Source organism: Burkholderia sp. AU45251 (genome assembly GCF_030482905.1).
Lineage (GTDB): Bacteria > Pseudomonadota > Gammaproteobacteria > Burkholderiales > Burkholderiaceae > Burkholderia > Burkholderia aenigmatica.
In genome coordinates this window covers 1-20,124 of sequence record NZ_JAUJQH010000005.1, presented here as the reverse complement: position 1 = coordinate 20,124, position 20,124 = coordinate 1, and the positions used below count along the sequence as shown (strand labels likewise).

Annotated in this window: 21 protein-coding genes and 1 pseudogene; 9 read left to right on the top strand and 13 right to left on the bottom strand. The window is 66.4% G+C overall.

What is annotated here, in order from left to right; genetic code table 11:
• The first annotated feature begins 47 nt into the window (after nt 1-47).
• Nucleotides 48-707 carry a glutathione S-transferase family protein gene (locus QZM67_RS13490; RefSeq protein WP_301803855.1) on the top strand — a complete coding sequence of 220 codons (660 nt, stop codon included), beginning with the start codon at nt 48-50 and terminating at the stop codon, nt 705-707.
• A 50-nt stretch (nt 708-757) separates the two neighbouring features.
• On the opposite strand, the gene QZM67_RS13485 is transcribed toward QZM67_RS13490, so the two are convergent.
• The 10 genes from QZM67_RS13485 to QZM67_RS13440 form a co-directional block, all read right to left on the bottom strand.
• Nucleotides 758-1,846 (bottom strand): porin, encoded by a 1,089-nt coding sequence (locus tag QZM67_RS13485; protein WP_301803853.1) that lies wholly within the window; start codon nt 1,844-1,846, stop codon nt 758-760.
• Nucleotides 1,847-2,049: 203 nt separating this feature from the next.
• On the bottom strand, nt 2,050-2,385 hold the full coding sequence (locus QZM67_RS13480) for a Rieske 2Fe-2S domain-containing protein (protein WP_301803851.1): 336 nt from the start codon (nt 2,383-2,385) through the stop codon (nt 2,050-2,052).
• A gap of 3 nt (nt 2,386-2,388) precedes the next feature.
• Nucleotides 2,389-2,700, bottom strand: a complete 312-nt coding sequence (locus QZM67_RS13475) for a YciI family protein (protein ID WP_043178613.1) — start codon at nt 2,698-2,700, stop codon at nt 2,389-2,391.
• Nucleotides 2,701-2,705: 5 nt separating this feature from the next.
• Entirely contained in the window at nt 2,706-3,575 is an 870-nt protein-coding gene (locus QZM67_RS13470) for an intradiol ring-cleavage dioxygenase (RefSeq protein ID WP_301803849.1), read from the bottom strand.
• Between the two features lie 28 nt (nt 3,576-3,603).
• Nucleotides 3,604-4,671 carry a maleylacetate reductase gene (locus tag QZM67_RS13465; protein WP_301803846.1) on the bottom strand — a complete coding sequence of 356 codons (1,068 nt, stop codon included), beginning with the start codon at nt 4,669-4,671 and terminating at the stop codon, nt 3,604-3,606.
• An 8-nt stretch (nt 4,672-4,679) separates the two neighbouring features.
• Complete coding sequence (locus tag QZM67_RS13460) at nt 4,680-6,146, bottom strand: aldehyde dehydrogenase family protein (RefSeq protein ID WP_301803844.1); 1,467 nt, start codon at nt 6,144-6,146, stop codon at nt 4,680-4,682.
• A gap of 57 nt (nt 6,147-6,203) precedes the next feature.
• Nucleotides 6,204-7,223, bottom strand: a complete 1,020-nt coding sequence (locus QZM67_RS13455) for a hydroxyquinol 1,2-dioxygenase (RefSeq protein ID WP_043178619.1) — start codon at nt 7,221-7,223, stop codon at nt 6,204-6,206.
• Between the two features lie 38 nt (nt 7,224-7,261).
• Complete coding sequence (locus QZM67_RS13450) at nt 7,262-7,756, bottom strand: hydroxyquinol 1,2-dioxygenase (RefSeq protein ID WP_301803842.1); 495 nt, start codon at nt 7,754-7,756, stop codon at nt 7,262-7,264.
• Nucleotides 7,757-7,871: 115 nt separating this feature from the next.
• Entirely contained in the window at nt 7,872-8,801 is a 930-nt protein-coding gene (locus tag QZM67_RS13445; RefSeq protein WP_043178622.1) for a LysR family transcriptional regulator, read from the bottom strand.
• A 146-nt stretch (nt 8,802-8,947) separates the two neighbouring features.
• A complete protein-coding gene (locus QZM67_RS13440; RefSeq protein ID WP_301803838.1) occupies nt 8,948-10,201 on the bottom strand; it encodes an MFS transporter in 1,254 nt (417 codons plus the stop codon).
• Between the two features lie 470 nt (nt 10,202-10,671).
• Between QZM67_RS13440 and QZM67_RS13435 the strand changes: the two genes are divergently transcribed.
• The 3 genes from QZM67_RS13435 (at nt 10,672) to QZM67_RS13425 (ending at nt 12,932) form a co-directional block, all read left to right on the top strand.
• Nucleotides 10,672-10,929: a PAAR domain-containing protein gene (locus QZM67_RS13435; RefSeq protein ID WP_301803836.1), complete on the top strand. Its 258-nt coding sequence runs from the start codon at nt 10,672-10,674 to the stop codon at nt 10,927-10,929.
• An 18-nt stretch (nt 10,930-10,947) separates the two neighbouring features.
• Nucleotides 10,948-11,262 carry a TrfB-related DNA-binding protein gene (locus QZM67_RS13430; RefSeq protein WP_301803834.1) on the top strand — a complete coding sequence of 105 codons (315 nt, stop codon included), beginning with the start codon at nt 10,948-10,950 and terminating at the stop codon, nt 11,260-11,262.
• A gap of 173 nt (nt 11,263-11,435) precedes the next feature.
• Nucleotides 11,436-12,932, top strand: coding sequence for an aminotransferase class V-fold PLP-dependent enzyme (locus QZM67_RS13425; protein WP_301803831.1), 1,497 nt, complete (start codon nt 11,436-11,438; stop codon nt 12,930-12,932).
• 132 nt (nt 12,933-13,064) lie between these two features.
• Here QZM67_RS13425 and QZM67_RS13420 read toward each other — a convergent pair whose 3' ends face one another.
• A complete protein-coding gene (locus QZM67_RS13420; protein ID WP_301803829.1) occupies nt 13,065-14,021 on the bottom strand; it encodes a LysR family transcriptional regulator in 957 nt (318 codons plus the stop codon).
• 157 nt (nt 14,022-14,178) lie between these two features.
• Here QZM67_RS13420 and QZM67_RS13415 point away from each other — a divergent pair, with 157 nt between their 5' ends.
• From QZM67_RS13415 to QZM67_RS13405, 3 genes are all read left to right on the top strand, one after another.
• A complete protein-coding gene (locus QZM67_RS13415; protein WP_301803825.1) occupies nt 14,179-14,733 on the top strand; it encodes a flavodoxin family protein in 555 nt (184 codons plus the stop codon).
• 28 nt (nt 14,734-14,761) lie between these two features.
• Nucleotides 14,762-15,061 carry a superoxide dismutase gene (locus QZM67_RS13410; protein WP_301803823.1) on the top strand — a complete coding sequence of 100 codons (300 nt, stop codon included), beginning with the start codon at nt 14,762-14,764 and terminating at the stop codon, nt 15,059-15,061.
• Nucleotides 15,062-15,177: 116 nt separating this feature from the next.
• The gene (locus QZM67_RS13405; protein ID WP_175022408.1) at nt 15,178-15,597 is read left to right on the top strand and encodes a hypothetical protein; all 420 of its coding nucleotides are present in this window, start codon (nt 15,178-15,180) and stop codon (nt 15,595-15,597) included.
• An 8-nt stretch (nt 15,598-15,605) separates the two neighbouring features.
• Here the strand turns inward: QZM67_RS13405 and QZM67_RS13400 are convergent, their stop codons facing one another.
• On the bottom strand, nt 15,606-16,706 hold the full coding sequence (locus QZM67_RS13400) for a DJ-1/PfpI family protein (protein WP_301803821.1): 1,101 nt from the start codon (nt 16,704-16,706) through the stop codon (nt 15,606-15,608).
• An 88-nt stretch (nt 16,707-16,794) separates the two neighbouring features.
• On the opposite strand from QZM67_RS13400, the gene QZM67_RS13395 reads away from it, so the two are divergent.
• Together QZM67_RS13395 and QZM67_RS13390 are read left to right on the top strand one after the other, a co-directional pair.
• A complete protein-coding gene (locus QZM67_RS13395) occupies nt 16,795-17,805 on the top strand; it encodes a GlxA family transcriptional regulator (RefSeq protein ID WP_301803819.1) in 1,011 nt (336 codons plus the stop codon).
• Between the two features lie 289 nt (nt 17,806-18,094).
• On the top strand, nt 18,095-19,627 hold the full coding sequence (locus QZM67_RS13390) for an amino acid permease (protein ID WP_175022411.1): 1,533 nt from the start codon (nt 18,095-18,097) through the stop codon (nt 19,625-19,627).
• 120 nt (nt 19,628-19,747) lie between these two features.
• On the opposite strand, the pseudogene glyA reads toward QZM67_RS13390, so the two are convergent.
• Nucleotides 19,748-20,124, bottom strand: a pseudogene (glyA, locus tag QZM67_RS13385) (serine hydroxymethyltransferase); the annotation flags it as partial.

The following is a 20,124-nucleotide window of genomic DNA, read 5'->3' as shown; positions in this document are numbered from 1 at the left end:
GTCCTACATTGGGTTCCCTTTCCCCGACCGCATTCCGGATGCTCGCCATGCAACCAGACCGTCACCTGATCCTCTACCACGCGCCGCGCAGCCGCTCGGCCGGCGCCCGCATGCTGCTCGAAGAACTGAACGCCGATTACGAACTGCACACATTCGACCTGTCGAGCGGCAAGCATCACGACCCCGACTACCTGCGCACCAACCCGATGGGCAAGGTGCCCGCGCTGCGCCACGGCGACGTGATCGTCACCGAACAGGCCGCCGTCTACCTGTATGCGGCCGAGCTGTATCCGGAAGCCGGTCTCTCGCCGGCGGCAGGCGATGCGCTGCGGGGGCCCTATCTGCGCTGGATGGTGTTCTACGGTTCGTGTTTCGAGCCGGCCATCGTCGATCGCTCGATGAACCGCCCGCCCGCACCGTACGCCACGTCGCCCTATGGCGACTTCGATGCCGTCGTCAACGCGATCGAGACGCAACTGGCCAAGGGGCCCTATCTGCTGGGCGAGCGCTTGACGGCCGTCGACGTACTGTGGGGCGCGGCGCTGAACTGGATCACGCTGTTCAAGCTGATGCCCGAGACGCCGACGGTGCGCGCGTACATCGACCGTATCCTCGCGCGTCCGGCGATCCAGCGCGCGCAAGCGGCCGACGCGGCGCTGGCGGCAGAGCAGGACAACGCGAAGACGGCCGCCGCGCCTGCCAGGTAGCGCAAAGGCACAAGGCGGGGCGGAACGGGATGCCCGTTCCACCCGCTCCGTCAGAACACCGTATGTAACCCGATCCGCGCCACGGTCTGACTCGCGGAGCTCGACGCCCCGTTCGGATCCAGCACGCCGTTGACCTGCGCATTCGCGCCGTTGTTCGCGCGCTGGTAGTCGGCCGACACATACACCATCGTCCGCTTCGAGAACAGGTACTGAAGTGCCACGCTGACCTGATGAGCGTGGTTGTTGTTCACCGCTTCATTGCCCTTCATGTACATGTACTTCGCGCCCAGCACGACATCCGGCCTGACGTGCCACAGCCCGCCCGCTTCGGCCATCCACACCCCGGCGTCGTTGAAGGAATTGTGCACGGTGGTCATCAGCGCATCCGCGGTCACGACACCGAAGTCGTAATGCATCCCGACGCCCCAGTTGCGCACGCTGGTGGACGGCACGCCGGGTGCGGGACCGTATTTCTCGTTCGTGTAGGCCGCGCCCACCCCGAACGGCCCCATGTCGTAGTTCAGCCCTGCGCTGACCGCATTGTCCGCCCCGACTGATCCGGCCACCCCGCCGAACGCGTACATCGCGCCGCCGGAAAAACCCGACACCGTCGGCGAACTGTACTTGACGGAGTTCGCGATCGGCTTGCTACCCGCCGTGCGATCCCAATCGAACGCACCGGTCGGATTACCAGGAAGCGCGAGGCGCTGGAACGGGCCATTCCGGAAGCCGTACAGCCCCGAGATATCCCGTGAAATCGCGTTGTTCCTTGAAAACAGGGAATCGACCATGAAATCGTACTGATTGCCCAGCGTGATGCTGCCGAACCGATCGCTTTCGAGGCCCACGTACGCGTTGCGCCCGAAAATCCCCGTCCCGATGATGCTGCCGTTCGCCATCGAGAACTGGTTCACGAGCGCGAAGGTCGCGCGATATCCGCCACCGAGATCCTCCGTGCCGCGAAAGCCGAACAGATTGGGCGCGTAGATGCCGTCGTCGAACTTGGCGTTTTTTCCGCCGCCCTCGTTGCTGACATAAGAGATGCCGGCGTCGATCAGACCGAACATCGTCACGCTGCTCTGCGCCCATGCGCCCTGCGCCACGGCGAGAATCGCCACTGCTCCAAACCTGAGTTTCATTGCGTCTCCGTCTTTTTTATGAAAATGCGAGACCGCCACCCGCTACGTGGCAGGTGCTCGCTCGATGCTCCACAGGAAATCGCCTTCATTCCGGTGTCCGGCGTCGTCTGGCCAGTACCTGAAATATGATTAGTCTTACTGATTTATCAATACGATTACCGTCTTATCGACCGGCCCCGCCCATACGCATCGAAGCACTCGAATCAAGCGCCCCGATAGATGATCCACGCAGCGGAATCCACCTCGACAACCACGGCCTCCAGCGCCGATCCCGAACACGGCCCGTCGATACACACGCCATCGTCGAACCGGAACAGCGCGCTGTGATGGGCGCACATCAATACCTGCGACCGGTAACAGGACACGCTGCCCGGTACGAAATCGAGCGGCACCGAGAAGTGCGGGCAACGATTCACGTACGCCCATACCTGCTCGCCGCGTCGCACCACGATCACCGGACGTCCGATGCAGGCTTCATCGACGACCCGCGCGCCGCCGTCGGGCACATCGGAAAACCGGCAGAGTTGTCGTGCGTCCATGTCTCACACTCGCTGCTCGGGGTTACCGAGGCTCCAGTCCCACGGCCGCACCTCCACACGCGAGAACAGCCCTTCCTTCACATACGGATCGTTGCCGATGAACTGCATCACCGCCTGAATGTCGTCCGCCTCAACAACGAGCAGCGTGCCGTTCATCGCGTCGCCGTGCGGGTCCAGCGTCGGGCCGCCGAGCCGCACCACCACGCCGTGCTGGTCGGCCGAGCGCAGGTAGGTCCGGTGACGCGGCCGCACGCGATCGCGCACGTCGCGCATGCCCGGCTGGTCCGTTGCAAACACCGCAAAGAATCGCGCCATGACAGTCAGCTCCAGTCGAGAACGAAGTCGTACGTCACCTCGCGATACGGGCCGGTCAGGCCGAACTGACGGGCGAGCGCGTCGTCCGCGTCGCACCGGCGATACGCCACCATCAGCGACGGCTTCACGCCGAACACGGCGTCCGACTTCAGATAGGGATCGTCCTCGTCGAACAGATGCGTCACGAGCGTACGGCAGCCCGGCGCGTCGATCATGAAGTGCAGATGCGCGGGCCGCCACGGATGACGCCCGGTGGCTTCGAGCATCTTCCCGACCGGGCCGTCGGTCGGAATGGGATAGCTGATCGGCAGAATCGTCGTGATCGCGTAACGGCCTTCGGCGTCGGTGCGGTAGCGGCCGCGCAGGTTGCCGTGCGGTTGCGCCGTATCCTGGCCGGAATACATGCCGTTTTCCGCCGTCTGCCACACGTCGAGCACGGCGTTCGCCACCGGCTTGCCGTCGGTGGTCAGCACCCGGCCGTGCACGACTGCCGGCACGCCGGGCGTACACGCCATGTTCTCGCCATACGCGCGATCGGGCATCCCCTCGATATAGAACGGACCGAACACGGTCGTTTCCGTTGCGCCGGTCGCGAAGCGATGGTTGATCGCATCGACCAGCATCGAGACGCCGAGCGTATCCGACAGCAGGATGAACTCCTGTCGCACCGCGTCGTCGCACCTCTTCCCGGTCTCGGTCAGGAAGCGGATCGCGGCCATCCACTCCGCCTCCGTCAGCTCCGTTTCGCGGACGAACGCGTGAAGATGCCGCACGAGGCTCTGCATCAGCGCGCGCAGGCGCGGGCTCGGCGTGCCGTCGAAGCTGGCGACGACCTGCCCGGTCAGCCTGGCGTCGTCATGGTGGTCATGGCTCATCTCTGTCTCCGTTGACGCGTCGGGCCGTTCATTGCGGCGCACGCCCTTCCCATGCGTGCTGAAGCAGCGCGCGAATCGCCGGGCGTTCGATCGGCCGCGGATTCGCGTACGGATTGCGGCACGCGAGGTCGGCCGCTTCGTCGAGGCCCGCCTCCGGCATCCCGAGGTCGGCGAGCGCCGGCGCGATGCCGAGCTGCGCGTTCAGCGCGAACAGCAGCGGGCCGGCTTCGGCTGCGTCGTTCCCGCCCAATGCGCGCGCCACGCGGCGCAGCGCATCGGGCGCGGCAGCGTGGTTGTAGTGCGCGGTGTGCGGCAGCATCGCCGCGTGCGTCTGTGCATGCGGCAGGTTGAAGGTGCCGCCGAGCGTGTGGCACAGCTTGTGGTGCAGCGCCATGCCGACCGCACCCAGGCAAGTTCCCGCGAGCCATGCGCCGTACAGCGCGCGGCTACGCGCCTCGCGGTTCCCCGGATCGCGCACTACCACGGGCAGCGCTTCGCCGAGCGCGCGGATCGATTCTTCGGCCATCAGGCTGATCACCGGGTTCGCGTCTTCCGCATAGAGCGCCTCGACGGCATGCGCCATCGCATTGATGCCCGATGCCGCCGAAATGTCCGGCGGCAGCGACAGCGTCAGCGACGGGTCGTAGAGCACGGTACGCGGCAGCACGCGCGCGTCGCGCCCGGTGCGCTTCAGCCGACCTTCCGTGAGCCCGAAGATCGGCGTCATCTCCGAGCCGGCATACGTCGTCGGCACGGCCAGGATCGGCAGCACCGATTCGAGCGCAATGGCCTTGCCGAGCCCGATCGTCGACCCGCCGCCGATCGCGACGCAGCAGTCCGCCTCCAGCTCGCCGGCCATCTCGCGCGCCGCGTGCGCGACCTCGATCGGCACGTGCATGACCGCCTGCGCACAGATGCCGGCGGCCCGCTCACCCAGGATCGCCTCCACGCGCTCGGCGAGCGGCCGCTGCTCGGGCGTGGACAGGATCAGCGCGCGGCGGGCGCCGAGCGTCGACAGCTCGTCCGGCAGCCTGTCGAGCGCGCCCCATTCGAACACCACGCGGGAAGGGGTGCCCTGATAGACGAAGCGATCCATGGCGAACCTCAGCGCTTGAAGTGCGGCGGCACGTTGCCGTCGACGTTGACCCACACCGACCGCGCTTCCGTGTAGTCGTGCATCGCCTCGAAGCCCATCTCGCGGCCGTAGCCCGACTGGCCGACGCCGCCGAACGGGCTGCCCGGATTGACGCGCTTGTAGCAGTTGATCCAGCACATGCCCGCGTTGATCTGCGATGCCATCTTGTGTGCCCGCGAGAGATCCTTGGTCCAGAGGCCGCTGCCCAGCCCGTATTCGGTTGCGTTGGCAATGGCCAGCGCTTCATCGTCGCTGCCGAAGCGCAGCACCGTGACGAACGGGCCGAACACTTCTTCCTGCGCGACGCGGTCGGCCGCGCTCCTTGCCTCGATGACCGTCGGGCGCACGTAGTAGCCGTTGGCGAGCGCCGGATCCTGCGGTGCGCTGCCGCCCGTGAGCACGCGGCCGCCCTGTTCGCGCGCGACGTCGACGAACGACAGCACGCGATCGAGGTGCTGCTTCGACGTCAGCGGCCCCATCTCGGTGTTCGCATCGAGCGGGTTGCCGATGCGGATCGACGACGCGAGTGCCACGAAGCGCTCGAGGAACGCATCCGCGATGCGCTCGTGCAGCACCAGACGCGAGCCGGCGATGCACGCCTGCCCCTGGTTGTGGAAGATCGCCCACGCGGCGCCGTTGATGGCCGCGTCGAGGTCGGCATCGTCGAACACGATGTTGGCGCCCTTGCCGCCCAGTTCGAGTTGCACGCGCTTCAGGTTGCCCTGCGACGCTTCGACGATCCGTCGGCCGGTGGCCGTCGATCCCGTGAACGCGATCTTGCCGACGCCCGGATGCTCGGCGAGCCGCTGGCCAGCCGACTGCCCGTAGCCGGGGACGATATTGACGACACCCGCGGGGAACCCGACCTCGGCCATCAGCTCGACGATGCGCAGCGTCGACAGCGGCGTGATTTCCGACGGCTTGAGCACCACCGTGTTGCCGGCGGCGAGCGCCGGGCCCATCTTCCAGCTCGTGAACATCAGCGGAAAATTCCACGGCACGATCTGGCCGACGACGCCGATCGGCGCGCGCTGCACGTAGTTCAGGAAGCCGGTTTCGACCGGAATCACCGAGCCTTGCAGCTTGTCGGCCATGCCGCCGAAGTAGCGGAAGCAGGCGGCCGTGCGCGGCACGTCGAGCGAGCGCGAATCGCGGATGGGGTGGCCGGTGTCCAGCGATTCGAGCTGCGCCAGCTCGTCGGCGTTGACCTCGATCGCGTCGGCCAGGCGCAGCAGCAACCGGCCGCGTTCGGCGGCCGGCAGGGCCGACCATTTGGGGAACGCGCGCGTCGCGGCTTCGACGGCCAGATCAACGTCGGCCGCGGTGGCGGCCGCGATCTTCGTGATGACGGAGCCGTCGTGCGGGTTCAGCACGTCGATCGTGCCGCGGTCGACGGCGTCAACGAAGCGCCCGTCGATGAAGAGTTGGGTTTGCATGAATCGTCCTCGGTGTCAGGCTTGAAGCGGATGCGGAAGCGGAAACTGACGCGCCGCTCAGAACGCGATCGGATACGGCGCGAGCTCGCCGCTCTCGTAGCGTTGCGGCAGGTCGGGCGTCGCGTTTTCCCAGACCAGCAGCATCGACCGCTTCGTGGAATAGCCCTGATGCCGGATGTCGGCAGGCATCGCGCAGATGTCGCCGGCGCGCATCGTCACGCGTGCGCGCGGCGCGCCGGTGTTCTTGTCGCCGATGTCCCACACGATTTCGTCGGACAGTTGCAGGAACCATTCGACGCGGTCGTTGCCGTGGAACACCGGCAGGATGAATTCCTCGGTGGTCGGGCAGAACAGGCTGCGCCCGCACACCGACGTGACCGACGGATTCCACGTCACGTCCGAGCGCGACAGGTACTTGAACAGGTTGAACGCGTGCAGCTCGCCTTCGAAGCCGGGCTCGACATGCACTTCCGGTTCGTCCTGCGCGACGTCGACGAACGCGCGGTTGACCGGCAGGTCGTCACGCAGCGGCGAATCGCCTTCGAGGCCCGGCATGCGGCGCGTCGCGATACGCGTGCGCTCGATCGCCGAACCGTTTTCGCCGTGCTTGCGCCCGAACGCCGTGCCCGTTTCCTCCGGCGCCGCGAACGGGTCGAAGCCTTCGTTGGTCCAGTCGTGCAGCATCGCCTTGAAGGTCGCCATGATCGTGGGCGTGTCGAAGGTCTCGGTATAGTCGACCCCGGCGTCCTTCAGGATGCCGTTGAAGGTGCCCGCATACATGTCCACCTTGCCGTAGTGATTGCGCGTGCCGAACACGTGGTCGAAGTTCACCCAGCCGTAGAAGAAGCCCCATGCCACGTCGCGCATCATTGCGCGCAGGAATGCGTCCGCCGGCATCGCATGCGTGCGCGTCTGGCCTTTCGCGGGCCAGCAGATCTTCACGAAATATTCGTCGCGCTGAAATTCGAATTCACCGAGCCGGAAGCGGCGGTAGCCGGTGACGGCATCGGCTTCGGTGGCTTGCACCAGATCGGCGGCAAAGCCCGCGGAAAGGTCGAGCGTGTCGAGGGTGGCCATAACGTGTCTCCTGGAATAGTCGAATGAGGTCGGTCGAATCAGTGCAGGCAGATATCGGCCCACTTCTCCACGGACAGCTCGCCCAGGACGGTCTGCACGAGTGCGACGCCCGGCTGGCTCGCGGTGAAGCGGTACGCACAGCCGGCCGGCAGCAGCGCCTGGTGGCCTTGGCGCAATACGACGTAACCCATCTTGCGGCCGGCCGGCTGGGTGCCGGCGCTCATGGTGCCGCGCCCCGATGTCGGCGGCGTATCGAGCTTGATGAATTCGATCCGGACTTCGCCATCCATCTGGATCACGAACTCGTCGTGCGCGCAGGCGAACCACGGCGACTGGCCGTCGGTTCGCAGCACTTCGATCACGTATTCGAGGTTCTTGCCGGCGACGACCTTTTCATAAGGGGCCGACTTCGATGCCACCTCGAAGACATTCGAGAAGGCGTAGTGGCGGGCGCTGCCGCTGGTGATTTCGATCTCGCCCTTCCGGTAATGGTCGAGCGAGCCAAATACGGTGTGGAATGCCGTGTCGGTCATTTCTGTCTCCTGAGTTGAACCGCTTGTTGGATTCAACTCTAGGGGCAAGGCCCCCCCGCAACAAGGCACGGGACGGCGACTACGGCATTTGCGTTTCGCGAATAATCCGCGCGGCTCAACGCACCCAACCACGCTCCAAAAGCGGACGATCCCACGGGGATTCGTCGCCGATGGTTTCCGCGAGGAATTCGACGAGCGCCTTCACCTTCAACGCCTGTCGCTGCGTCGCGGGATAAACCGCGGCAAAGCTCAGCGGCGCGAGCTGGAAGTCGGTCAGGATGGGCACCAGTCGGCCGGCGACAAGCGCGTCGCTCGCCACGAGCGTCGGCAGGCACACGACGCCGCCGCCCGACAGCGCGTACTCGCGCAGCAGGTGCACGGAGTTCGAGCGGATCATGCCCGGCAACTCCATTTCGACGACCTCGTCGCCGCGCGTCATCGTCCAGCGGTTGCGCGACGGATAGCCGGAATAGAGCGCCGTGGTGTGCTGCAGCAGGTCGCGCGGATGTTGTGGCGCACCATGCGCGTCGAGGTAGGCGGGCGACGCGCAAAAGAGGCGCCTGACGGTGAACAGCCGCCGTTCGATCAGCGACTCTGAGATCGGCGGGAAGATCTGGAACGCGATGTCGAACCCTTCTTCGACAGGATCCACGACGCGGTCGTTGACGATGACGTCAAGCTGGATGCCCGGGTAGCGCCGGTTGAATTCCATCAGCGGCGCACCGAAGTGATCGAGGGCGAAACCGGGCAGCACCTGGATGCGCAACCGCCCGGTCGGCGTCGCGCGAAGCTCGCGCATCTGGTCCGTCAACTCGTTGACTCGCCCGACCACCTCCGCACACTCGCGATAGAACGCCTCGCCCACTTCCGACAGACGCACGTGGCGCGTGCTGCGATGGAACAGCGGCGCGTTGACGAACTTCTCGAGCTGCTGGATGCGGTTCGTCACGACCGAGCTGGTCACGCCGAGCTGCCGCGCCGCCTCGGCGAAGCTGCTCGCCTCCGCCACCCTGACGAATGCCTCGATGCTCAGAAACCGGTCCATACCGCGCCCTTTTTCGACAGCGAAACCGGCAGTCTACCTGTGCGGGTATCGGGCTGTGTCATGCGGGAGGCGTCACTGTGTCCCCCAATCGATGTCAATTGCCGAGGACACCGGCCCCCGCATGCGCCGCGCTGCCCGCGCGGGCCTTACCGCGATTGCTCGCCGGCCGCCAGTTCCGGTTGCACGGCCATGCGACGCTGCAGCACGGCCGGCGCGGTTTCCTTCAGCAGCAGGCTGACCACGATGCCCAGCACGACCGCGCACATCGGCAGCCACAGAATGTTCTGGATGCCAAAGTGTGCGGCGACGTAGCCGCCCAGCGCCGGCGCGATGCCGCCGCCGAATATCTCGCCGACCCCGACCACCACGCCGATCGACGTCGACACGAGCCCGATGGGCGCGGCCTCGGTCGCCACCGGGCCGGACAGCAGCGACACCAGCCCGAGCGTGAAGAACGACGCGACGAACAGGACCCCGAACAGCGCGAGCGGCTGCGGGCCGAGGCCGCGGAAAATGTAGAGCATCGCGGCCGTTCCCGCGAAGCCGACGATGCTCGCGAGGCGGCGGCCGACCAGGTCGGACAGGCCCGGCAAGCCGAACTGCCCGAGAAAACCGCCGAAGCCGATCGCCGACACGACGAGACCCATCTTCTGCGTGCCGAGCGACAGGTAATCGGTCAGGTACAGCGGCAGCAGCGCGCCGAGCACGAAGACGCCCGTCATCGCGCAGCACAGGGCGGCCATCGCCACGAGGATGTTGCGGCTCTTGAGCACATGGCCAAGCGACGCCGGCGCATGCTCCGACGCAACGGCCTTCGTGACCTTCGGCTCACGGATGACGAAGAACATGATCGCGCCGAGGATCAGCCCGGGAACGGCCACGAGCGCAAAGACCCAGCGCCACGACACGAAGCCGAGCAGCTGCGTCGCGATGATCGGCGACAGCGCGAGCCCGAACAGCGCGAAGCCGCTTTGCTGCAGGCCGAGGTTCAGCCCGCGCCGCCGCGGATGCGACGCGCCGGCCGTCGCGGCAAAGCTGGTCGGGCAGAACGAGCCTTCGGCCACACCCATCAGGCCGCGAATCGCCATCAGCCCGAGCAGCCCGCCCGCGAGCCCCGAGAAGCCCGACAGCAGCGAGAACGCGACGATGGCCGGAATCAGCACCTTCCTGCGGCCGATCTTGTCGGAGATGCCACCCATCAGCGCCGCGAAGATGCCCCACGACAAGCCGAGCACGCCGATGCAGTTGCCGACGTCCTGCGCGTTCAGGTTGAGGTCCTTCATGATCGAAGGGAACAGCGGCGCGATCAGCCAGCGATCGAGGCCGACCAGCCCGAAGCCGAGCGCCAGCAGCGTGACCGCCTTCCACTCGTATGAGGTATCCCACTCGTTTGCTTTCATGTCCGTCTCCGTGGACACAGGTTCGCCTGCGCGCGCCGGAGCGCCTGCGCATGAGCCAGGTCCGATGGTTTTTGTGTGCGACGCGAATCGCGAGGAAGTGTCGGCCGCCGTTCCGGTTCGTGGCGCGGAATTCAGTCAGCCGACGTCACCACGATAGGTGCAAGGCCGCCAATCGGGTATGGAACAACCGGCGAACGCGCCATTCGCGAAACGCAAATAATCGGGCGGAGCGGGCAGAAAGGGGCGGCGGGAGGGCGTGGAGCCGGTGCGCGCAAGGTAGACATGGCGCTCGCTCGCGCGTGACGGGGGAATCCCTGATAGACATTGCGAGCGCCCGCGCAGGGCCCCGCGCACGCGAGCTATACAACATCGTCCGACAGGCTGGGTATTCGTGGTGATGCCAACCGGCGCGGCAGATTGCTTCGCCCGAACGTGGTCGCCGCGTCAGACCATTTGGAGGATGGAATCCCATGCGGGGAATTATCCGGGTAGAAGACAGGCATACCCACGGCGGCCGGGTCGAATCCGGTGCCAGGAACAGCACGGTGATGGGGCGCGCGGTCGCCCGTCGCGGCGATGCGTGTTCGTGTCCGATTCACGGTGCCTGCGAGATCGCCGAAGGCGATCCGGCCTTCGACATCGAAGGCCGCCCCGCCGCGTTCGATGGTCACAAGACTTCGTGCGGCGCGGAATTGATCTCGTCACTTCAACATTCGGGGCGGGTCTGAATGCCGACGACCCGACGCATGACCGCCGAACAATTCCGGCTGTTGCGGATGCAGGATACGAGGATCAAGCCGCTGAACCAGTGGGCCTTGCACGAGATTTTCGTGAAAGGTAGATCACAACGGGCGCTGGCCGCCGAACTCGGCATGACGTGCTCCGCGATGTCGCAACTTGTACGAAAAGCCTGGCGACGCTATCTGGAACTGCCGAGCAACGACACGCGCCTCACGACGCTCACGGTCACGATCCCGTCGAAGCACGAGCACGCGCTGCTGGCATGGGTACGGGATGCACATCGGTTATCGACCCAACCCGGCCCCGATGCGACGACGTGATCGACACCCGCTCCCGGTCCGGCTAACCTGCGGAGAAATGAATTCCCTTATTCCACATCCAAAGAAAACGTTATTCCATATCAAGCTGAATCGCCAGCCAATTTTGGATCCTTTTTCCCGCCTGTCCCCCGTATCATTTCTTCCATTCCGAAAGAAAAGAGTATGAGAAGGACATGAGCGACACCACCACGCTGCACTACCTCGACTACGCGGCCACGACGCCCGCCGATCCGCGCGTGATCGAAGCGATGACGGCCTGCCTCGGCTTCGACGGCATCTTCGGCAATCCCGCATCGAGTTCGCACGCCGCCGGTCGGCTGGCAAAAGACAAGGTCGAGCAGGCGCGCGCGCAAGTCGCCGCGCTGATCGGCGCGGATGCCGACGAGATCGTCTGGACGTCGGGCGCCACCGAATCGAACAACCTCGCGCTGAAGGGCTATGCGGAAAACGCGACCGGCAAGCGCCACCTGATCACGAGCCGCATCGAGCACAAGGCCATTCTCGACACGATGGCGAACCTGTCGAAGCACGGCGCGTCGGTCACGTACCTGACGCCCACCCGCGACGGCGAGATCACCGCCGACGCGGTCGCGGCCGCCATCGGCCCCGATACGGGCCTCGTATCGCTGATGCTCGTCAATAACGAGCTCGGCACGCTGACCGATATTGGCGCAATCTCCCGAATCGTGCATGCCGCGGGCGCGCTGCTCCACGTCGACGCCGCGCAGGCGCTCGGCAAGACGCCGATCGACGTGCGCGCGCTCGGCATCGACATGCTGTCGATGTCCGCGCACAAGCTGTACGGCCCCAAGGGCATCGGCGCGCTGTTCGTCCGCCGCGACATCGCAGACCAGATCGCCCCTCAGATTCACGGCGGCGGGCACGAGCGCGGCTTGCGCTCGGGCACGCTCGCGACGCATCAGATCGTCGGCATGGGCGTTGCATGCGAACTGGCCGCCGAAAAGCTCGACGGCGAAACCGCACGGATCGCGGCGCTCGGCGCCCGCCTGACGGACGCGCTGGTCGCACTCGGCGACGTCACGCAGAACGCGGCCGCCGCGCGCCGTATCCCGCACACGTTGAGCCTGACGGTGAATGCGCCCGGCTTCTTCCCGTTCATGCTCGGCGAAGCGCTCGCCGTGTCGTCGACGTCCGCGTGCAACTCGACCAGCGGCGCGCCGTCCCACGTGCTGACCGCGATCGGCCTCGATGTGGAGACGGCAGGCCGCACCGTGCGCGTGAGCTTCGGCCGCTTCACGACGGAGGAGGATGTCGATTTCGCGATCGCCTGTTTCCGGCAAGCGATCGAACAGTGTCGCGCGACGGCCGCGAACGGCTTCTCCGCGTCGCGACAGATCACGCCGGCCGACCTGAAGGCGATCCGCAATGCCGGCTTCCGTTCGGTGATCTGCAACCGGCCCGACGGCGAAGGTGTCGACCAGCCCGCGTTCGACGAGATCGCCGCGGCGGCCCGCGAACTGGGCCTCGAAGCACGCTATCTGCCGGTCGAGCGCGACCGCATCGGCGAGGCAGAAGTCGACGCATTCGGCGCGCTGGTCGATACGCTGCAGAAGCCGGTACTCGCTTACTGCGGCAGCGGCAACCGCGCCGGCATGCTGTGGAATCGTTGGTCCGCGCGGCGCACGGCTTCGGCTTCGGCTTCGGCCTGAACGGGAACACCGCCACGCCCTACTGCCCCCGCCCTACCCGCGTTCGCGCACGAAGCCGATGCTTCGATGCGCGGCCGGGCGACGGTGTCGATTGAAGCCGCACCGGCTTCGCACCTTGCCTTCCGCACGTCATCACGCGCCATACGCGTCCAGCGCCTTCAACGGCACATGCAGGCTCTCGTTCGAGGCAAACGCGTCGAGCAGATAGTCGACCGTCGCCTGCACACGCGACGCCTTCAATGCGCGATGCGGATACTGCAGCGCCATCTCGTAGGTGCCCGGCGCGAAATGGCGGCGCAGCAACACCTTCAGCCTGCCGGCTTGCAGATGCGTCCAAGCGAGATGCACGCCGACCCGCGCGATGCCCAACCCGTCGACGGCCGCCTGCACCCCGGCTTCCGGCGCCGAGAACGTCAGCAGTGCCGATTCGCCCGGATCGAACTCGACCAGACTCCCGTCGCGCCGCCTGAATCCCCACGTCGCGATTTCACCGTCAAGAAAGCGGCGCGCGATCAGCCGGTGCGCGCCGAGATCGTCCGGCGTTCTCGGAATCCCGTGGCTGGCCAGATACGCGGGTGACGCCACCAGCACCGCATGCATGCGAAAGATCGGCCGCGACACCAGCGCCGAATCGCGAATGTTGCCACCACGTATGACGATGTCGTAGCCGTCGCGTACGACATCGACGATCCGGTCGTCGAAATCGGCTTCCACCGACAGGCCGGGGTACCGCGCCAGCAATCCGGGCAACACAGGTTGCAGGTGATCGCGCCCGAACGCGGCGCTGGTCGAAATGCGCACGCGCCCTTGCGGCCCGAGCCGCTGCGCGACGATGCTGTCGACCGCCGAGTCGAGCGCCTCCAGCGCGACGCGCGCCTGGCGCAGGAACACGCTGCCCTCGTCGGTGAGCTTCAGCGTGCGCGTGGTGCGGTTCATCAGCCGCACGCCCAGCGCGTGCTCGAGGCCGGCGACGTTCTTGCTGACGGCGGCAGACGTAATGCCCAGCATGCGGCCGGCCGCCGCAAAGCTGCCGCCGTCGGCCGCGTGCACGAACGACAGGATCGCGCGCGTCCGTTGTGACAAATCCAAAGCAGCCTCCTTCAGTCGACACGTTGCACGGTACATCCTCACCTGCCGCCGATTATCAACCTGAAGTTGAGAGCGACTCAACCCGGACCCAACTTCCGGTTACGACTCGCGCCGCCCACAATGCGGCCATCGTTCAACGTACTGCAAAGGAGTTGCCATGCTTGTCACCATCGTTTTCGACAGCGGTCACGGTCACACCGAGCGACAGGCACAAGCCGTCGCGGAAGGCGTGCGTCGCGTGCCGGGCGCGGAAGTCCGGCTCGTCGCGGTCGCCGACGGCGCGATTCCGTGGGAGGCGCTCGCCGCGAGCGACGCGATCATCTTCGGCTCGCCGACGTACAACGGCTCGATCAGCTCGCGGCTCAAGAAGTTCATGGAAGACTCGACGCGCCCCGCCTGGCTTCCGCAAACCTGGCGCAACAAGATCGCGGCCGGCTTCACCAACTCCGGCGCGCAGCACGGCGACAAGCTGAACTCGCTGATGACGATGACGCTGTTCGCGGCGCAGCACGGGATGATCTGGGTCGGGCTCGACCTGTTCGCCGGCGCCACGCCGAACGAGCGCAACCGGATCGGCGGCTGGCTCGGTGCGATGGCGCAGTCCGACGACGTGTCGCCGGAACACTCGCCGATCGCCAGCGACCTCGACACCGCCGCGCATCTTGGGCAGCGCGTCGCCGAACTGGCGTCGCGGTTCGCGGCCAGCGCGTAAGCGGCAAGACGTTCGCAAGGGGATCGACATGAAACTGCTGTGCCTCGATGTACCGCTGCCCGGCGCCAGCCCGGAGACCTATCAGCCGCACCTGCTCGATGAAGTACGCCACGCGTGGCAACTGCTCAAGCACGGGTTCGTCCGCGACATCTATTTCCGTCAGGATCGTCCCGGCGTCGCGATCATTGCGGAGTGCGATTCGATCGAAAGCGCCCGCGAAGCGCTACGCGAGTTTCCGCTGGCGAAGGCCGGGCTGATCGACTGGGACATCATTCCGCTCGGCGCGTTTCTCGGCTGGGAAACGCTATTCGCGGCGGGCAACGCGTGATCCTCGCGGACGGCGGCGTGACGCGAACATGCCGCTCGCTCGCGCTTCGACTGGGCAAGGCCGGGCCCCGGTGAAATCCGGCACAATGGCCGTCGTGTCCGTCACCCGAAACCCGAATGCCCTGCCCGTCCCATTCCCGCGCGTGGAAGCGCGCCGACGCTGATGCACGTTCGGCCAACACCCCATGCAACTGGCGGCGTGCCAGCCGGGCCGCCGCGCTGCTGCTTGCCGCGAGCGTCGCAGCGTGCGACGCGACGCCGGTACCGGATCGACTCTCGGACTTCGACGCGACCTACGCGATGAAGGAGCGGTTCGGCCTCGGCGACGTCATGGTGTTTCTCGGCTCCTGCATCGGCGCGAAAAACCCGACTTACCCGATCCAGGCGGCCTGCACGCTGGTCATCCGCTCGAACGGCCACGGGACGGAGACGCAGGCCGATTTTCACTGGAACGGGACGAAATGGGTGGCCGAGCCCACCGAGTCGCGGGACATCCTGCCCTATCCCGATCCAGTGCTCGCAGAGTGGGTGAAGTAAACCGGCCGCTACTTCGGATACTCCAGCTGCAGCGCGACCCAGCCCGATGTCGCATCGCCGTAGCGGGCCGCGATGTCGCCGAGCACGCCGGGAAGCACCGATTCGCCACGCCGACCGGCCGGCATCGTCACGCGCGCATGCCGGACATTCGCCGGCTGCGCCAGCAACCGCAGCCCGTGCGTTGACGCGATCACGCGCGCGTCCGCCGTCGCGACGACGTCGCTGCGCCAGGTTCGCGCCCACGCGTCGGCGGTCAACGCAACCGGAAGCTCGTCAAAGCCGTTTTCGACCGGAAGATCGAACGTCTCGTGCCGCCAGAACGCGACGCGGTTCGTCAACGCGACCGCCACCGCACGCGCGGTCAACGCGAACCGGCTGCCGTCGTGAACATCGCTCCATGCCTGCGCACCAACGCGCCGCGCAGTCTCGCGTGCCGCTGCCGGCCCGGCCAGCGCACTCACCAAGGCCAGCGAAGCGGGCATCGACGCCGACACGCCGGTCGTCGTCATGACGTTGCCGTCCATCACGTAGCGGCGATCGTCGACCCACGTCGTATCGGCAAAGCGGCGGCGCAGGCCGTCGCGCGAATACCAGTGGGACGTCGCCGTGCGATGCCGCAGCAGGCCCGCATTCGCGAGGACTTCCGCGCCATCGCAGATCGCCACCATCGTCGCGCCGGCACCGGCCTGCTTGCGCAACCACGCCAATACTGCGGGGCTGTCCGCGCGATGCAAAGCAGGCACGATCACCACATCGGCCCCCACTGGCGTGGCGGCATCGAACCGTTCGAATGTCGTGTCGGCCAGCATGCGCAGCGCGGGCATCAGTTCGACCTCGCCTTCGTCGGCCGACACGGCGACGACATCGGCCACACCGGACGTCTTCAGCATCGCGTACGGCACGATGAAATCGGTCGTCTCCGTGCCCGCGTTGTCCGCGACGATCGCAACGAGCGGCCGCGTGCGGCCCGCCTTCGGTGCGCCGATCGTCAGCGCGCGTGCGACCGGCGGTGTGTCCTCCGCCATCGCCGGTGCCGTCCGCCCCGCTGCACACGCGCCCAGCATCGCGCCCGCGAGCAGCACTGCCCCGCCTGTCTTCCATACCCGCATCGTCCACCCGCATCCGTCGATTGCACGTCCTGAAAATTACAAGGATCATGCTCGCGGTCACAAGGACAACTCCACCGCACTTTCCGCCATGTCCCAGTCAACCTGCCCGGCACGCGACATCGTCGTCGTCGGCTTCGAAGGCGTCCAGTCGCTCGACATCACGGGCCCGATGGAAGTGTTCGCGGTCGCGAACCGTTACCTGCCCGACCATGCCGTGCCGTACCGGCTCACGCTCGCGTCGCAACACGGGGATGACATCGTCACGCACGCGGGCCTGCGCCTCGCCGGTACCGTCGCGCTGGCGGCGCTGCCGGAGCGGATCGACACGATCGTCGTCGCCGGCGGCGATGAAGCGGCGCTGCGGCACGCCGCGTCGGAAGCCGGCGTGCTGCCGTGGCTGCGCACGCGGATCGCGGACACGCGGCGCATCGCGAGCATCTGCACGGGGGCGTTCGTGCTCGCCGCGGGCGGATGGCTGGACGGCAAGCGCGCGACCACGCACTGGAACCAGTGCGCGGCGCTGCAGGCGCTCTGCCCCGGCGCGCGGATCGAACCGGACGCGATCTACGTGAGCGATCCGCCGTTCCATACGTCGGCCGGCGTGACGGCCGGCATCGATCTGTGTCTGGCACTCGTCGAGGCGGACTGCGGTGCGCCGACCGCGCTCGCGGTCGCTCGCGAACTCGTGCTGTTCATGCACCGGCCCGGCGGACAGGCGCAGTTCAGCGTCGGGCTCGGCTCGCTGGCCCACGCGACGCCGCGCATGCGCGCCCTGCTCGCCGAGATCGCCGACGATCCGGCCGGCGATCTCGGTGTCGCCGCGCTGGCCGCACGGATGCACATGAGCGAACGCTCGTTTGCGCGCCATTTCCTCAAGGAGACCGGACTGTCGCCCGCGCAGTACGTGCTGGCAGCGCGCATCGAGCGCGCAAAGGCGCTGCTGGAGCGGGCCGACTGGCCAATCGAACGGATCGCCGAGCGATCGGGATTCGGCAGTATCGACGCGCTGCAGCGCGCGTTCGCGAAGCAGGTCGGCGTATCGCCGCGCGACTATCGCGCGCGCTTCGGACCGCGACGCGACAAGCCGCGGGCGGAATAGGCCGCCACCGGGTTCGGCATGTGTCCGGGGCCACTTTCCCGGCGGCAATCGCCTGTCGGCACGTGCGGCGCATCGGTCACGCCCCGGTCATCCGGAATTTCACTACGTTGCCGAAATCTGATAGAGCCGGGAGATTTGATTTCATACCGTTCACGCATCGGACTGGAAAGCGATTGCCGATTACCCCACGGCATCGCGAGCCGCCGACGAATCCCAGGAGCGGGCCGTATCGCACGGCCCGGGCGGCGATGACGGTCCTGCCACGCAGGACATTCGTGACGGAGCGACCATGGATGCAAAATTCCAGCCTGATTCAGGCACCGACAGTGACGTAAGCCTGCTGCACAAGATGGGCTATGCGCAGGAACTGTCGAGACGTATGAGCGGTTTCTCGAACTTCGCGGTTTCGTTTTCGGTGATCTGCATCCTGTCGGGCGGCATCACCGCGTTCCAGCTCGCGTTTTCCGCCACCGGCGGCGCGTCGATCGGCCTCGGCTGGCCGTTGGGCTCGCTGTTCGCGCTGATCGTCGCGGTGTCGATGTCGCAAATTGCGTCCGCGTTTCCGACGGCCGGCGGCCTCTACCACTGGGGCGCGATCCTCGGCGGGAAGAAATGGGGGTGGATGACCGCGTGGCTCAACCTGATCGGCCTGATCTTCGTGATCGCCGCGATCAATTTCGGCACCTACGATCCGTTCTTCAAGACGCTGATCGCGCCGATGTTCGGCGTCAGCCCGGACAGCCTGACGTGGTGGCATCAGACGGCGTTCATCGCGTTCATCACGATCTCGCAGGCGATCCTGAATGCCCGCGGCATCAAGATTGCGAGCAAGATCACCGACCTGTCGGGCTACCTCATTTTCGTGGTGACGATCGCGCTGGTGGTATCGCTGCTCTACTACTCGCCGGTCGCGTTCGATGCGCATCGGCTGGTGACGTTCACCAACTTCACCGGCGTCGATGGCGGCGCATGGCCGAAGCAGGCCACGCCGCTCGCGTTCCTGTCCGGCCTGTTGCTCGTGACCTACACCATCACCGGCTTCGACGCTTCCGCGCACACGTCGGAAGAGACGCACGACGCGGCCAAAAACGTGCCGCGCGGCATCATCGGATCGGTGTTCTGGTCTGCGGTGTTCGGCTACGTGATGGTGTGCGCGTTCGTGCTGGTGATGCCCGACCTGACCGCCAGCATGAAACAGGGCACCGGCTTTTTCGAAGCGATTCTCGCGCCGATTCCGAAGACCTTGCGCGTCGTCCTCGAACTCGCGATGTTCTTCATCAACTACGTGTGCGGGCTCGCCGCGATCATGTCGACGTCGCGGATGATGTATGCGTTCGCACGCGACGGCGGGCTGCCGGCATCGAAGCTGCTGCGCAGCGTGAACCCGACGCACCGGACGCCCGGCCCCGCCATCTGGACGTGTGCGGTGCTCGCGATCGTCGTCACGCTGTACGGCGACGCGTTCTCGGTGCTGAGCGCCGGCAGCGCGGTGTTCCTGTTCATCTCGTATGCGATGCCGATCGGCTCCGGGATGCTGGCCGAAGGCCGCACGTGGACCGACAAGGGCCCGTTTCAACTGGGGATCTGGTCGAAGCCGTGTGCGCTGCTCGCGCTGGTCGGCGCCTGTGTGCTCGCGTATGTCGGCATCCAGCCGCCGAACGAGAAGGTGCTGTACGTGCTCGTCGGTTTCGTCGTCGTGCTGATGGTGATCTGGTACGGCTTCGGCGTGCGCAACACGTTCGCGGGGCCGCCGGTGCTGAAGGACACACGCAATCTCGACCGCATCCGCGAACTCGAGGCGAACGTCGATCCGACTGTCTGAAGCGTCTTCGAAGCAGGCTGAAAAAAACCGACTCGCGGATTCGATGCCGCGAGTCGGCTTTTTGTTGGAACGTGAAGCGACGCGGTTCGACCGCCTTGCGGCAGCCGAACCCCGCGACCATCAACCGTAGACGGGAAAACGCTTCGTCAGCTCCGCAACCTGCCCGCGCACACGCTCGAGCGTAGCCGCATCTTCCGGCGCCTCCAGCACATCGGCGATCAGGTTGCCGACGATCTCCGCTTCCTTCACGCCGAAGCCGCGCGTCGTCATCGCCGGCGAACCCAGGCGCACGCCGCTCGTCACGAACGGCTTTTCCGGATCGTTCGGGATCGCATTCTTGTTCACCGTGATGTGCGCCGCACCCAGCGCCGCTTCCGCTGCCTTGCCGGTGATGTTCTTTGCGCGCAGGTCGACCAGCATCACGTGGCTTTCCGTACGGCCCGACACGATCCGCAGACCGCGCTTCACCAGCGTTTCAGCCAGCACGCGTGCGTTCT